Here is a 15,012-nt window from a genome sequence, read left to right on the forward strand (position 1 = left end):
AGCCGTTCTCTTGCAGCATTGCTGCGTCTTACATCATCACCACGTCAAACTGCTGCTGATTGTAGAGTGGTTCGATTTGTACTTTTACCTGTTTGCCGACAAAGATTTCCACTTCCGCCAGCGCGTGCGACTCTTCGCCTTTCAGTGCTTCAGCCACCGCAGGGGAAGCATAGACCAGAAAACGGTCGGAGTCGTAGGCGTGATGGACGCGGACAATTTCACGCATGATTTCGTAGCAGACCGTCTCCACGGACTTAACCGTTCCGCGTCCGTGGCAGGTTGGGCATTCGTTGCACAGCACGTGCTCGACGCTTTCGCGCGTGCGTTTGCGGGTCATCTCCACCAGGCCGAGCTGGGAGAAACCGTTGATGCTGGTTTTCACCCGATCTTTGCTCAGCGCCTGCTCCAGAGAGTGCAGCACGCGACGACGGTGATCTTCATTATTCATATCGATAAAGTCGATGATGATGATCCCGCCGAGATTGCGCAGGCGAAGCTGGCGCGCGATGGCCTGCGTCGCTTCGATGTTGGTGTTGAAGATGGTGTCGTCGAGATTGCGATGACCAACGAATGCGCCGGTGTTGATATCGACGGTAGTCATGGCTTCGGTCTGATCGATGATCAGATACCCGCCGGATTTGAGTTCGACTTTACGCTCCAGCGCGCGCTGGATTTCGTTCTCGACGTCGTAGAGATCGAAGATCGGCTGACGCCCCGTGTAGTGCTCCAGCAGGCCCGGCATCTCGGGGATGTATTCGGCGGTAAATTCCAGCAAAGCGTCGTAGGTCAGACGCGAATCCACGCGGATGCGGTCGAGCTGTGCGTCAGCGAAATCACGCAAGACGCGCTGGGCCAGCGCCAGTTCGCCATACATTTGATAGCGCGTCTGGTTGCGTTTTTTACGCTCCATCACTTTGGTCCAGACGCGTTTCAGGTACGCCGCATCGGAAGCCAGATCATCTTCGCTGATCCCTTCTGCTGCGGTACGGATAATGAACCCGCCCTGCTCGTCGCAGTAAGCGCCAACCACCTTTTTCAGGCGTTCGCGCTCGCTTTCACTTTCGATACGCTGAGAGACGCCGACGTGCGACGCGCCCGGCATAAAGACCAGATAGCGGGAAGGTAAGGTGATGTCGGTGGTCAGGCGGGCGCCTTTGGTGCCGAGGGGATCTTTCACCACCTGGACCATGAGATCCTGCCCCTGACGGACCAGCTCGGAGATGTCGCGAACGGTGAACTGCTTTTGCTCTTCGCCCGCCACGCATTCGGTATGGGGCATGATGTCCGAGGCATGTAAAAACGCCGCTTTATCAAGGCCAATATCTACAAATGCCGCCTGCATACCCGGTAGTACACGACTGACACGACCTTTGTAGATATTGCCTACTATTCCGCGTCGCGCTTCGCGCTCAATATGAATTTCCTGAAGAATGCCGCCATCAATATAGGCCACTCGGGTTTCCGATGGCGTTACGTTTACCAACAATTCAGCCGTCATAATTATCCCTTCCCTCACGCAGTGAGTTAAAATTGCTCAGCAACTCATACGTTTCCACCAGCGGTAAGCCGACTACGGCGTGATAGCTGCCATTAATCTTCCTGACAAAACAGCCACCCAGCCCCTGAATACCGTATGCACCTGCTTTATCCATAGGTTCACCGCTGGCGATGTAACCGGCGATCTCCTCATCGGTAAGCACTCTGAACGTGACGTCCGTGACCACCAGACAATCCAGCACCTGCTGGCTGTCGGCCAGTGCAACCGCCGTCATCACCTGATGCGTTTGTCCGGATAACTTGCGCAGCATACGCGCCGCATGTTCGCTATCGCGCGGTTTCTCGAGCACTTCACCGTTGAGGATCACGATGGTATCCGCCCCCAGCACTGGCAAATCGCGTGGCGTTAGCGCCACGCCAGCCTGCGCTTTTTCCCGTGCCAGACGAGACACATACTGCTGCGCGCTTTCGCCATCGGCCCGTTGTTCTTCAATACCGGGGACGATGCGTTCAAAAGAGACACCCAGTTGAGTGAGCAACTCCTGACGGCGCGGGGAACCAGAGGCAAGAAATATAGACGTCATAGAAACCTTAGTTATTGCACGGCAAACTGCTGGCGAATCTTACGCATCAGCAGGAACAGCCACGGCCAGAGCACACCGTTTACTACACTACTCCAGAACACTTCCGGTCGGAAAGAGACGTTGATCACTAAAAACTCAGCCCAGAAAACAATGATATCCGCGGCGAGGGACAACAACATCACCACCAACGCCTGTTGCCAGAGCGCGAGGTTACGGAAAAGCTGGAATTTCAGTGCGACAAGATACGCAATAATACTCATCGACAGGGCGCGCACGCCAAGCGTAGAGCCACTAATGAGATCCAGTATGGCACCCATCACAAAACCTGTGCCCACATTTACGCGGTGCGGCAGAGCGAGGGTCCAGTAGAGTAAAATGAGCAGCACCCAGTTTGGCCGGAAGACGAGAATGTCGTCCGGCCAGGGCATGACTTGCAGCAGTAACGCGACGAAAAACGAGAGCCAGATAACCCAGCGTCCCTGGCTACGGTAGCTGGCCACTACTGCCCTCCTGAGGAGATGTGTGGCGGCAGCGGCGCATCCGGAGGTGGCTGCGTTAAACCGGTAGCAGGGGCCGGAACCGGTGCAGGAGGCCCCATAGAATCCGGCGCAGGCAGAACCTGCGGCATCATCTGCATTAAGCGTTCATTCGCCACGCGGTGAACATCTTCCGGCGTCATCGGGTTAACGCCGTTACGATCGGCTCCCCACAGCAGCAGCAAATAGCGCAGACGCTGTAAGCCCGCGGTCGGACGAGCCTGAATCACGGTATACGCACGCTGCGTATCGAGCTTCACGGAAGAGACCACGGCAACCGGATAACCTTCCGGGAAACGACCACCGAGACCTGAAGTCACCAGAACGTCACCCACACGAATGTCGGTGTTGGCTGGCAGATGCTCCAGCTGCAGATCGTCCGTACAGCCGTTACCGGCCGCAATAATACGGATGTCGTTACGCAGCACCTGAATAGGCAAGGCATGGGTCGCATCGCAAATCAGCAACACGCGGCTGGTCAGCTTGGCTACGGCAACCACCTGGCCGACGACGCCTTTATCGCTGATGACCGGCTGGCCTTCGTACACACCGTTCACGCTGCCTTTGTCGATCACCACCTGATCGCTGTACGGATCGTTAACTGTGGAGATCACCTGAGTCACCATTTTTTGCTCGTCCTGACGCAGCGGCGACCCGAGCAGTTCACGCAAACGGGCGTTTTCCTGGCGATATTGACCCAGCATCAGCAGCTCGCTGTTTTTCAGCAGCAGTTCCTGGCGCAGTGCACGGTTTTCGAGCTCGAGTTGGTCACGTGACGACAAAGTCTGAGAAACGCTGTCGAGTAATTCACGGGGACCGTTTGATACAAAATAGAAAGGGCTGACGGCGGTATCCATGTATGTTCGAATCTGGCTGAACATACCGAGGCGGCTATCGGCGATGATGACTCCAAGCGCTACCAGCACCCCCAGGATCAGGCGAAACTGCAGCGACGGGCCACGGCTAAAAATTGGCTTCATAGGCTATGCGTATTCTCGTGTCAGAGAGAAAGGGTAGCCTTCGCTACCCTCTCACTTCGACTACTCTTCGCTGAACAAGTCGCCGCCGTGCATGTCGATCATTTCCAGCGCCTTGCCGCCACCACGGGCTACGCAAGTCAGTGGATCTTCTGCAACTACGACAGGAATCCCTGTCTCTTCCATTAACAGGCGGTCGAGGTTACGCAGCAGCGCACCACCACCGGTCAGAACCATACCGCGCTCTGAGATGTCGGAAGCCAGTTCTGGCGGGCACTGTTCCAGCGCAACCATCACCGCGCTGACGATACCGGTCAGCGGCTCTTGCAGCGCTTCGAGGATTTCGTTGGAGTTCAGGGTAAAGCCACGCGGAACGCCTTCTGCCAGGTTACGGCCACGAACTTCGATTTCGCGGACTTCGTCACCAGGGTAAGCAGAACCGATCTCGTGCTTAATACGCTCTGCGGTGGCTTCACCGATCAGAGAGCCGTAGTTACGGCGCACATAATTAATGATGGCTTCGTCGAAACGGTCACCACCGATACGCACGGAGGAGGAGTAAACCACGCCGTTCAGGGAGATAACGGCCACTTCAGTGGTACCACCACCAATATCCACCACCATCGAACCTGTTGCTTCAGAAACCGGCAGGCCTGCACCAATTGCAGCAGCCATCGGCTCTTCAATCAGGAAGACTTCACGCGCGCCTGCACCCTGAGCGGATTCACGGATCGCACGACGTTCAACCTGAGTCGCACCAACCGGCACACACACCAGCACGCGCGGACTTGGGCGCATAAAGCTGTTGCTGTGAACCTGCTTGATGAAGTGCTGAAGCATTTTTTCAGTCACGAAGAAGTCAGCGATAACGCCGTCTTTCATTGGGCGGATCGCGGCGATGTTGCCTGGGGTTCGACCCAGCATCTGCTTCGCATCGTGTCCTACGGCTGCCACGCTTTTCGGGGAGCCGGCACGATCCTGACGAATGGCCACAACGGAAGGCTCATTCAATACGATGCCTTGTCCTTTTACATAAATCAGGGTATTCGCGGTACCCAGGTCAATGGACAGGTCATTGGAAAACATGCCACGAAATTTTTTCAACATACTAAGGGATAATCCTGAAAGCTGGGGCGGAAAAATTAAAATCCGCTTACTTTACCAACCACACGTAGCAGCGACAAGGCGCAAAAATCATCTGCTACGGTGAAAATTAGTGCAGTACGTTTCCGTATGTTACAAATTTAATTCCTGACTCCATCAGGGCTGAGTTAACAGCTGCGTCACTCGCTTTCATTTGTAACCGGTCCGGGTCAACGACTGGCGTTTTGCTCGTCATACTCAAAGCTACAGGCGCGATATTCTACGTGAAAACAAATTAAACGGCAGGTCAAACAGAGTATCTTTGCAAATATTTTTTCACATTGCTGTCAAGCGGCTGAGAGGAGGCAATAAAATCCCCCTGACCACCCGCCACACCGCGCTCCGTCAACATCTGCCATTCGCTCCGTGAACGTATGCCTGTGGCGAATACTTGCGTTTGCGTTCCCTTGCACGCTTCCACCAGACTCTGAACCAGAAGCTGGTTTTCCGTGCGCTTTTCAATATTCCTGACCAGCCCCGGATGCAGCTTCAACAGTTCCACATCCAGCTCCTTGATCCAACTGGTACTGACCAGCGTTAAACCCGCCTGTGTTACCGCGACGCGAGCGCCGAGAGCATTCATCAAACGGACGACCGGCTGTAAACGGCTGATATGTTGACAGACATCTGCCTCTGCAAGTTCAAAAATAATCCGTTTCCGCTGCGATTTTTCACATTGCATCAGAACATCACGCAGCCAGCGCTGGAAACGCGGGCGAATCAGCGACTCTACCGTTACCTGTAATGCCAGATTTTCCTCAGGCCAGAAAGATAAAAATGGAATAAGACGCGTAATTTGCTGGCGGTCGTACTCTTCTGACAGACCAAACTGCAGCACCATCGGCAGATATTCGGCGGAGACCACCTCTTCCGTACCGTCAAAGATACGGCACAGTAATTCGCGATGATGCACCACGCCGTTGCGCAGCACGGCCGGTTTTTGATAGATACGCGGCCCGCCGCGGCTGAGCATCTGCTCGATGAGTGTCCGCCAGCGCACGTTGCCGCGCCCTTTCTCCGGCAGAGAATCATCGTAAACCGCCCAGCCATTCGCCCCCTGCAGCACCGCGTTTCGCGTGGCAGCTTCGGCATGTTCCATCACCTGCTGCGTGTGTTGCCCGCCGCGCCAGGCGCAAATCCCGATGTGGACCATGTCGTCCCGATCGAGCATTTTGGTTGGCGGCAGGGCATCGACCGCTTTCAGCAGCTGGCTGGCAATACTTTCAGACTCTTTCAACGTCCGGTGCGGCAGCAGCACCGCAAAATCGCTGCGGTGATAGCGCGCCAGCAGCGCGCCCGGGTACCGCATGATAAAGGTCGAGAGCAAATTGATGAGCGTAAAGAGATGATCTTCCGCCACCGAGTGGCCCCAGGTATCGCGCAGCAGATCGAAATCCGGCAGGCGGATAATCATGACCACGCCGTGCGCGCCGACTTTTTCCGTGTCCTCCAGCAGCGTAGCCAGCTGATTATCAAAGAAGAGACGGTTGTTCAGCCCGGTTTTATTGTCCTGGGCAGCATAGGAGCGAATCAGCGTATCCATCCGGCTGCGCTGATCGCTGGCGAACTGAATCTCCGAGAGCAAGACGTCGAGCGCACTGCTGGTCCGCGTAGGCCATTCGTAGACGGAGCCCCGTACCTTAGCACCCCGTTCGCCGTTTAAAATACGTACAGATCGCGATTCCAGCAGTTCTTGTCCGGAAAGCTGGCGTCGCAGCCAGCGAACCGCCAGAAAGAGCAGCACCACGATAAAACCCACCGCCACGGTCAGCGGCGCGGTGGTCATCAGGGAGCGGAAGTAGTTCGCCATCGGGTCCTGATAGACCAGCCTGATGGTGACACCGGGGCTTTTTAAGGAGTGAATGATCATCTCGCGGTACTGAGCTAAATTCCCGGCGGGACGATAGCTGCTCTGACGCGCATGGCTCAGAACGACTTTGCTACCCTGTAAGATGTCGATATGCACAATGTCGACCGGCACCATCATCTCATCCAGCTGCTGAGCGAGCGCGGGGAGCGAGGAAGTCACCAGTCGTGAATCAATCACCGAGGCGACGGACTGTAAACGGTTGTCGAGCTTGTCCTGAATCGCGTTATAAAAACTCAGCGAGCACCCCATCAGGGTGACGAAAATGGTCAGCCCCGTCAGCAGCGTAATAAAAGCTGAAAATTTCGTCGTTAATCGCATCCTTGAGATCACTCCGTTGGTTGATGGGGAAACAGTTTAATAGCAAGTAAGTGCTAACTTGCGTTTAGCAGGGGCATACTACCAAACCTGGTCGATCTGGCAATTTATTGCGTTAAATCGGCATAGCGTTTCAATGAGCGAGTATAGTCTCCAGAAATAATTTTCCAATCACCATGCTTAGTGAGGACATTTGTATGCAGGCTTTGATCTTAGAACAGCAGGACGGTAACACGCTGGCGTCGATTCAATCCGTTGAAGAAAGCCGTCTTCCTGAAGGCAATGTCACTATTGATATCGACTGGTCCAGCCTGAACTACAAGGATGCCCTCGCGATTACCGGCACGGGTAAAATCATCCGCAACTTTCCGATGATTCCGGGAATTGATTTCGCCGGGCGCGTCCATTCCAGTGAAGATCCCCGTTTTCACGCCGGGCAGCAGGTGCTGCTGACGGGCTGGGGCGTGGGTGAGAACCACTGGGGCGGCCTGGCGACGCAGGCGCGCGTCAACGGCGACTGGCTGGTGCCGATGCCGAAAGGGCTGGACGGTCGTAAAGCGATGATTATCGGCACGGCAGGTTTTACCGCCATGCTGTGCGTGATGGCGCTGGAAGAGGCGGGTGTTCGCCCGGACTCCGGCGAAGTGGTAGTGACCGGTGCCAGCGGTGGCGTAGGCAGTACGGCCGTCACCCTGCTGCACAAACTGGGTTATCAGGTCGCTGCGGTGACCGGGCGCGAAAGCACCCATGAATACCTGCGTTCTCTGGGTGCAAACCGCATTCTCGGTCGCGAAGAGTTCAGCGAAACGCGCCCCCTGGAGAAACAGGTTTGGGCCGGTGCGGTCGATACTGTGGGCGATAAAGTCCTGGCAAAACTGCTGGCGCAGATGAACTACGGTGGTTGTGTGGCGGCCTGCGGTCTGGCGGGTGGCTTCGCACTGCCAACGACGGTCATGCCATTTATTCTGCGTAATGTGCGTCTGCAGGGCGTGGATTCGGTGATGACGCCAGCCGCGCGCCGCGCGCAGGCCTGGGAGCGTCTGGTGCGCGATCTGCCGGAATCCTTCTTCAGCCAGAGCGCCACCGAGATCACCCTCGAGCAGGCTCCGGAATACGCCGGTAAAATCATGAGCAATCAGTTCCACGGTCGTGCGCTGGTGAAAATTGCCTAATCTTCAAATTTTCGTGACATATTCGCGCTAAACCGACTCCTCCGTCATGCTTAGAAAAATGCATGATGGAGGATGCCATGAAAACCAAAAAACTGACGGAAGCCGATGTCACGTCCGAATCTGTCTTTATGCTGCAGCGCCGCCAGATCCTGAAGATGCTCGGCATCAGCGCCACCGCCCTTTCCCTCTCACCCGCCGCCCATGCCGACCTGCTCGACTGGTTCAAGGGTAACGATCGTCCAAAAGCCCCCTCGGGCCAGCCGCTGACTTTTACCAAACCCGCCCAGTGGCAGAACACGCTTGCGCTGACGCCGGAAGATAAAGTCACGGGCTATAACAACTTCTACGAGTTTGGCCTCGATAAAGCCGATCCTGCCGCCAATGCCGGAAGCATGAAAACCGATCCCTGGACCTTAAAAATTGAGGGCGAGGTCGCCAAACCGCTCACCTTTGACCATCACGATCTCACCACCCGTTTCCCGCTCGAGGAGCGTATTTACCGGATGCGCTGCGTCGAGGCCTGGTCGATGGTGGTGCCGTGGATCGGTTTCCCGCTGCACAAACTGCTGGCGATGGCCGAGCCCACCAGCGATGCCAAATATGTCTCTTTCCAGACGCTCTACTCGCCTGAGCTGATGCCAGGCCAGAAAGATCGGTTTATCGGCGGCGGGCTGGAATATCCGTATGTTGAAGGGCTGCGCCTCGACGAGGCGATGCATCCTCTGACGCTGCTGACCGTTGGCGTTTACGGTAAAGCCCTGCCGCCGCAGAACGGCGCCCCCATCCGCTTAACCGTGCCGTGGAAATATGGTTTCAAAGGCATCAAATCGATCGTCAGCATTAAGCTGACAAAAGAGCGCCCGCCGACCACCTGGAATCTCGCCGCGCCCAACGAATATGGTTTCTTTGCAAACGTGAACCCGCATGTGGATCACCCGCGCTGGTCGCAGGCCACCGAGCGCTTTATCGGCTCCGGCGGCGCGCTGGATGTGAAACGCCAGCCGACGCTGCTCTTTAACGGCTACGCCGATGAAGTCGCCTCGCTCTATCGCGGGCTCAATTTGCGGGAGAATTTTTAAGTGCGCTTAACCGCTAAACAGGTCACCTGGCTCAAGGTGCTACTACACCTTGCCGGTTTGCTTCCTTTTATATGGCTATTCTGGGCGGCCAGTCAGGGCTATTTCAGCGCCGATCCGGCCAAAGATATTCAACACTTTACGGGTAGGATGGCTCTGAAATTTTTGCTGGCGACCTTGCTGGTCTCGCCCCTGGCGCGCTACGCTAAACAGCCATTATTGATACGAACCCGGCGTCTTTTAGGGTTATGGTGCTTTGCCTGGGCGACGATACATCTCACGAGCTATACGTTGCTGGAGCTGGGGATTAACAATCTGGCGCTACTTGGCAGCGAACTGGTGTCACGTCCGTATCTGACGCTCGGGATCATCAGTTGGGTGATTTTACTGGCCCTGACGCTGACATCGACACAATACGCACAGCGAAAGCTGGGCCGACGCTGGCAACTTTTGCATAACTTCGTCTATCTGGTGGCGATCCTGGCGCCGATACATTATCTGTGGTCAGTGAAGATTTTATCTCCTCAGCCCATCATCTACGCCCTGCTTGCTGTGGCCCTTTTGGTATGGCGCTACAAGAAGTTCCGCCAGTGGTGGCGATAGTTCGCGAAACTGTGCGTATTCCCGCAGATTACTTATCAACCGCGAATCTTTTTCCAATTGCGGTTGATAATCTTCCCTGATAAGACCAGTATTTAGCTGCTAAATGCTACGAACTCGTTATAATGTGCGACCTTGGTTTTCCTGAAGGGGTTTTTCCTCCCCTGAAAGGGTGACAATTGCGCATCGAAGGTATATTTTGTTTTTTACCCGAGAATCGCAGGAGATAGCGGCACAATGACTGGAAAGTTGCACATCTTAGTTTTGAACGGACCGAACCTGAACATGCTCGGCACCCGTGAACCCGAGAAGTACGGCACGCTGACGTTAAGCGAAATTGTTAACCGTCTGGGTACGGAAGCAGCGGCGCTTGGCGTGAGTCTTGACCATTTTCAGTCAAATGCGGAGTACGCACTCATCGACCGTATTCATCAGGCTAAAGACACTGTGGACTATATCCTGATTAATCCGGCCGCGTTTACGCACACCAGTGTTGCTATCCGCGACGCACTGCTTGCGGTGAGCATCCCGTTTATCGAGATCCACCTGAGCAATGTGCATGCACGAGAGCCGTTCCGCCACCATTCGTATCTGTCGGATATCGCTGCTGGCGTTATCTGCGGACTGGGTGCAGACGGTTATTCATACGCTTTACAGACAGCGGTAAAACGCCTGTCACAATCACACTAAACAAGAGTACGGAACCCACTCATGGATATTCGTAAGATTAAAAAACTGATCGAGCTGGTTGAAGAATCAGGCATCTCCGAACTGGAAATTTCTGAAGGCGAAGAGTCTGTACGCATCAGCCGTGCAGCGCCAGCCGCTAGCTTCCCGGTCATGCAGCAGGCTTATGCTGCACCTGTGATGCAGCAGCAGCCTGCTCTGTCTAACGCAGTTGCACCGGCCGCTGAAGCGCCGGCAGCCGCAGCAGCAGCAGCAGAAATCAGTGGTCACATCGTACGTTCCCCGATGGTTGGTACTTTCTACCGCACACCAAGCCCGGACGCTAAAGCGTTCTGCGAAGTAGGTCAGAAAGTCAACGCAGGCGATACCCTGTGTATCGTTGAAGCGATGAAAATGATGAACCAGATCGAAGCTGACAAGTCAGGCATTGTTAAAGCGATTCTGGTCGAAAGTGGTCAGCCGGTAGAATTTGACGAGCCGCTGGTCGTCATCGAGTAACGAGGCGAACATGCTGGATAAAATTGTCATCGCCAACCGTGGCGAGATTGCACTGCGTATCCTTCGTGCCTGTAAAGAACTGGGCATCAAGACCGTGGCTGTGCACTCAAGCGCGGATCGCGATTTAAAACACGTATTACTGGCGGATGAGACGGTCTGTATTGGCCCGGCTCCGTCCGTAAAAAGTTATCTGAATATCCCGGCTATCATCAGCGCCGCTGAAATCACCGGCGCGGTGGCAATCCATCCGGGTTATGGCTTCCTCTCTGAGAACGCCAATTTTGCTGAACAGGTTGAGCGCTCTGGCTTTATCTTCATTGGCCCGAAAGCTGACACTATTCGCCTGATGGGCGACAAAGTGTCTGCGATCACCGCGATGAAGAAAGCGGGCGTTCCAACGGTACCAGGCTCCGACGGCCCTCTGGGCGACGATATGGATGCAAACCGTGCTCATGCTAAACGCATTGGCTATCCGGTGATCATCAAAGCGTCCGGCGGCGGCGGCGGTCGTGGTATGCGCGTTGTTCGCAGCGATGCAGACCTGGCGCAATCCATCTCCATGACCAAAGCTGAAGCGAAAGCCGCTTTCAGCAATGACATGGTGTACATGGAAAAATACCTGGAAAACCCACGCCACATCGAAATTCAGGTGCTGGCTGACGGTCAGGGTAATGCTATCTATCTGGCAGAGCGCGACTGCTCCATGCAGCGTCGTCACCAGAAAGTGGTCGAAGAAGCACCAGCACCGGGTATTACCCCGGAACTGCGTCGCTACATCGGCGAGCGTTGCTCCAAGGCGTGCGTCGATATCGGCTATCGCGGTGCAGGTACGTTCGAATTCCTGTTCGAAAACGGCGAGTTCTATTTCATCGAAATGAACACCCGTATTCAGGTTGAACACCCGGTGACCGAAATGATTACTGGCGTTGACCTGATCAAAGAGCAGCTGCGTATCGCAGCGGGTCAACCGCTGTCCATCAAGCAGGAAGAAGTGGTGGTCAAAGGCCATGCGGTCGAGTGCCGTATTAACGCCGAAGACCCGAACACCTTCCTGCCGAGCCCGGGTAAAATCACGCGTTTCCACGCGCCGGGTGGCTTTGGTGTACGTTGGGAATCTCATATCTACGCTGGCTACACCGTGCCACCGTACTATGACTCAATGATCGGTAAGCTTATCTGCTACGGCGAGAACCGTGATGTGGCAATTGCCCGCATGAAGAACGCCCTGCAGGAGCTGATCATCGATGGCATCAAAACCAACGTGGATCTGCAGGTTCGTATCATGAACGACGAGAACTTCCAGAATGGTGGGACTAACATCCACTATCTGGAGAAAAAACTCGGCCTTCACGAAAAGTAAGACCGCATTAGCGTTAAAAGGCCGGATAATCCGGCCTTTTTTATTTCTGGGGACGCTTAGCCCCCATCATGTACAATCCCCGCTTTCTTCATCCACAAGGGACTTAAAATGGACAAGCGTTTTGTTCAAGCCCATAAAGAAGCGCGCTGGGCGCTGTGGCTGACCCTTCTCTATCTTCTTGCGTGGTTAGTGACTGCTTACTTACCTGATTCGGCCCCCGGATTCACCGGCCTGCCGCACTGGTTTGAAATGGCCTGTCTGCTGATGCCTTTGGTCTTTACGCTGCTGTGCTGGCTGATGGTGCGTTTTATCTTCCGCGATATCTCTCTGGAGGATAGCGATGCAAACTGAAATCATCGCCGTTCTGGTTATCTATCTCTTTATTGTGTTTGGCCTCTCGGCTTATGCCATGCGTAAGCGCAGCACCGGCTCGTTCCTCAGCGAATATTTCCTCGGAAGCCGCTCAATGGGCGGGTTTGTGCTGGCGATGACCCTGACCGCGACCTACGTCAGCGCCAGCTCGTTCATCGGCGGACCGGGTGCGGCGTATAAATACGGGCTCGGCTGGGTGCTGCTGGCGATGATTCAGGTCCCGACGATTTGGCTGTCGCTCGGCATTCTGGGCAAAAAATTTGCCATCCTCGCCCGACGCTATAACGCGATTACGCTTAACGACATGCTGCAGGCGCGCTATCAAAACCGCGCGGTGGTGTGGATTGCCAGCGTCAGTCTGCTGGTGGCTTTCGTCGGCGCGATTGCCGTGCAGTTTATCGGCGGCGCACGTCTGCTGGAGACCGCCGCAGGGATTAAATACGAAAATGGCCTGCTAATCTTCGGGATCACCATCGCGCTCTACACCGCGTTCGGCGGTTTCCGCGCCAGCGTCCTGAACGACACGATGCAGGGCATGGTGATGCTGATTGGCACCCTGGTGCTGCTGGTTGGCGTGATCTACGCCGCGGGCGGCCTGCATAACGCGGTGGAAACCCTGGAGCAGATTGACCCGAAACTGGTCAGCCCGCACGGTGCCGACGATATTTTGACACCGGCGTTTATGACCTCATTCTGGGTGCTGGTCTGCTTTGGTGTCATCGGTCTGCCGCACACGGCGGTGCGTTGTATCTCCTATAAAGACAGCAAAGCAGTGCATCGCGGGATTATCATCGGCACGATCGTGGTGTCACTTCTGATGCTGGGCATGCATCTGGCGGGCGCGTTAGGCCGCGCCATTCTTCCGCATCTGACCGTGCCGGATCAGGTGATCCCGACATTAATGGTGCAGGTGTTGCCGCCGTGGGCGGCGGGGCTATTCCTGGCCGCGCCAATGGCGGCGATCATGTCCAACGTCAATGCACACCTGTTGCAGGCGTCGGCGACCATTATTAAAGATCTGTGGCTCAGCGCAACGCCGACTAAAATGCGTAATGAGCATCGCCTGAAGCGCATTTCGACCTGGACCACGCTGGTGCTCGGCATTCTGATGATGCTGGCCGCGTGGCGCCCGCCGGAGATGATCATCTGGCTCAACCTGCTGGCGTTCGGCGGGCTGGAAGCGGTATTCCTGTGGCCGCTGGTGCTGGGGCTGTACTGGGAGCGCGCGAACGCTGCGGGCGCGCTCAGCGGGATGATTGTCGGTGGCGTACTTTATGCGGTACTCGCCACCTTTAAAATTCAGTACCTGGGCTTCCATCCGATCGTGCCTTCGTTACTGTTAAGTTTGCTGGCGTTTGTGGTGGGGAACCGTTTCGGTCAACCCGTACCACAGGCCGCCGTCATTTCTACTGATAAATAAAGAGTTTTGCCATGCCTTGGATCCAACTAAAACTGAATACAACCGGTGCCAATGCCGAAGAACTGAGTGACGCGTTAATGGAAGCGGGTTCAGTTTCCATTACTTTCCAGGACACGCATGACACGCCGGTGTTTGAGCCGTTGCCAGGCGAAACTCGCCTCTGGGGCGATACCGACGTCATTGGCCTGTTCGATGCCGAAACCGATATGAAAGAAGTGGTGGCGATCCTTGAGAATCACCCGTTGCTGGGCGCCGGTTTCGTGCACAAAATCGAGCAACTGGAAGATAAAGACTGGGAACGCGAGTGGATGGATAACTTCCACCCGATGCAGTTCGGTAAGCGTCTGTGGATCTGTCCAAGCTGGCGCGATGTGCCGGATGCCAACGCCGTGAACGTGATGCTGGATCCGGGCCTGGCGTTCGGTACCGGAACGCATCCGACCACCTCTCTGTGCCTGCAATGGCTGGACGGACTGGATCTGGAAGGCAAAACCGTGATCGACTTCGGGTGTGGTTCCGGGATCCTGGCGATCGCCGCGCTGAAACTGGGTGCAGCCAAAGCCATCGGGATCGACATCGATCCGCAGGCGATTCAGGCCAGCCGCGATAACGCGCAGCGCAACGGCGTTTCCGATCGTCTGGAACTCTATCTGCCGGATAGCCAGCCAGAGGTCATGAAAGCCGATGTAGTGGTCGCAAACATCCTGGCGGGCCCATTACGCGAACTGGCCCCGTTAATCAGCGTCCTGCCCGTTGAGGGCGGTCTGCTGGGTCTGTCGGGGATCCTTGCCAGCCAGGCTGACAGCGTATGCGAAGCCTACGCCGATCTCTTTGCCCTCGATCCGGTGGTCGAGAAAGAAGAGTGGTGCCGCATCACCGGCCGTAAAAAGTAATTTCGTCTCTCC

15 protein-coding genes are annotated in these 15,012 nt (G+C 55.5%); 9 read left to right on the forward strand and 6 right to left on the reverse strand.

All coding sequences use genetic code 11. From position 1 onward, the window contains the following. Window positions 1-28 precede the first annotated feature (28 nt). The 6 genes from rng to csrD form a co-directional block, all read right to left on the reverse strand. A complete protein-coding gene (gene rng / locus QQF33_RS07340; RefSeq protein WP_285148099.1) occupies window positions 29-1,498 on the reverse strand; it encodes a ribonuclease G in 1,470 nt (489 codons plus the stop codon). After that, complete coding sequence (locus QQF33_RS07345) at window positions 1,488-2,081, reverse strand: Maf family protein (RefSeq protein WP_282491881.1); 594 nt, start codon at window positions 2,079-2,081, stop codon at window positions 1,488-1,490. Before QQF33_RS07345 ends, rng begins: the two co-directional genes overlap by 11 nt. Window positions 2,082-2,092: 11 nt before the next feature. Then, window positions 2,093-2,581: a rod shape-determining protein MreD gene (mreD, locus tag QQF33_RS07350; protein ID WP_282491882.1), complete on the reverse strand. Its 489-nt coding sequence runs from the start codon at window positions 2,579-2,581 to the stop codon at window positions 2,093-2,095. Continuing rightward, window positions 2,581-3,597 (reverse strand): rod shape-determining protein MreC, encoded by a 1,017-nt coding sequence (mreC, locus tag QQF33_RS07355; protein WP_282491883.1) that lies wholly within the window; start codon window positions 3,595-3,597, stop codon window positions 2,581-2,583. The genes mreD and mreC overlap by 1 nt, the downstream gene beginning before the upstream one ends. Before the next feature lie 60 nt (window positions 3,598-3,657). After that, the gene (gene mreB / locus QQF33_RS07360; RefSeq protein WP_000913396.1) at window positions 3,658-4,701 is read right to left on the reverse strand and encodes a rod shape-determining protein MreB; all 1,044 of its coding nucleotides are present in this window, start codon (window positions 4,699-4,701) and stop codon (window positions 3,658-3,660) included. Between the two features lie 283 nt (window positions 4,702-4,984). Continuing rightward, complete coding sequence (gene csrD / locus QQF33_RS07365) at window positions 4,985-6,925, reverse strand: RNase E specificity factor CsrD (RefSeq protein WP_285157627.1); 1,941 nt, start codon at window positions 6,923-6,925, stop codon at window positions 4,985-4,987. Between the two features lie 194 nt (window positions 6,926-7,119). On the opposite strand from csrD, the gene acuI reads away from it, so the two are divergent. The 9 genes from acuI to prmA all read left to right on the forward strand — a co-directional run bounded on the left by acuI (window position 7,120) and on the right by prmA (window position 15,000). Beyond that, window positions 7,120-8,094, forward strand: coding sequence for an acrylyl-CoA reductase (NADPH) (gene acuI / locus QQF33_RS07370; protein WP_285148097.1), 975 nt, complete (start codon window positions 7,120-7,122; stop codon window positions 8,092-8,094). 77 nt (window positions 8,095-8,171) lie between these two features. After that, on the forward strand, window positions 8,172-9,173 hold the full coding sequence (gene msrP / locus QQF33_RS07375) for a protein-methionine-sulfoxide reductase catalytic subunit MsrP (protein ID WP_285157628.1): 1,002 nt from the start codon (window positions 8,172-8,174) through the stop codon (window positions 9,171-9,173). Further along, window positions 9,174-9,773: a protein-methionine-sulfoxide reductase heme-binding subunit MsrQ gene (gene msrQ / locus QQF33_RS07380; RefSeq protein WP_285157629.1), complete on the forward strand. Its 600-nt coding sequence runs from the start codon at window positions 9,174-9,176 to the stop codon at window positions 9,771-9,773. A 234-nt stretch (window positions 9,774-10,007) separates the two neighbouring features. Beyond that, window positions 10,008-10,460 carry a type II 3-dehydroquinate dehydratase gene (aroQ, locus tag QQF33_RS07385; RefSeq protein WP_282491891.1) on the forward strand — a complete coding sequence of 151 codons (453 nt, stop codon included), beginning with the start codon at window positions 10,008-10,010 and terminating at the stop codon, window positions 10,458-10,460. Between the two features lie 21 nt (window positions 10,461-10,481). After that, window positions 10,482-10,955 carry an acetyl-CoA carboxylase biotin carboxyl carrier protein gene (accB, locus tag QQF33_RS07390; RefSeq protein WP_285157630.1) on the forward strand — a complete coding sequence of 158 codons (474 nt, stop codon included), beginning with the start codon at window positions 10,482-10,484 and terminating at the stop codon, window positions 10,953-10,955. Between the two features lie 10 nt (window positions 10,956-10,965). Beyond that, window positions 10,966-12,315, forward strand: a complete 1,350-nt coding sequence (accC, locus tag QQF33_RS07395; RefSeq protein ID WP_095283636.1) for an acetyl-CoA carboxylase biotin carboxylase subunit — start codon at window positions 10,966-10,968, stop codon at window positions 12,313-12,315. 108 nt (window positions 12,316-12,423) lie between these two features. Continuing rightward, complete coding sequence (locus QQF33_RS07400) at window positions 12,424-12,666, forward strand: YhdT family protein (protein ID WP_282491893.1); 243 nt, start codon at window positions 12,424-12,426, stop codon at window positions 12,664-12,666. Then, window positions 12,656-14,107 (forward strand): sodium/pantothenate symporter, encoded by a 1,452-nt coding sequence (gene panF / locus QQF33_RS07405; protein WP_100778677.1) that lies wholly within the window; start codon window positions 12,656-12,658, stop codon window positions 14,105-14,107. The genes QQF33_RS07400 and panF overlap by 11 nt, the downstream gene beginning before the upstream one ends. Window positions 14,108-14,118: 11 nt before the next feature. Further along, window positions 14,119-15,000: a 50S ribosomal protein L11 methyltransferase gene (gene prmA / locus QQF33_RS07410; RefSeq protein WP_282491895.1), complete on the forward strand. Its 882-nt coding sequence runs from the start codon at window positions 14,119-14,121 to the stop codon at window positions 14,998-15,000. Window positions 15,001-15,012 lie beyond the last annotated feature (12 nt).

The sequence above is a fragment of the Lelliottia wanjuensis genome (genome assembly GCF_030238365.1).
GTDB classification, from domain to species: domain Bacteria; phylum Pseudomonadota; class Gammaproteobacteria; order Enterobacterales; family Enterobacteriaceae; genus Enterobacter; species Enterobacter wanjuensis.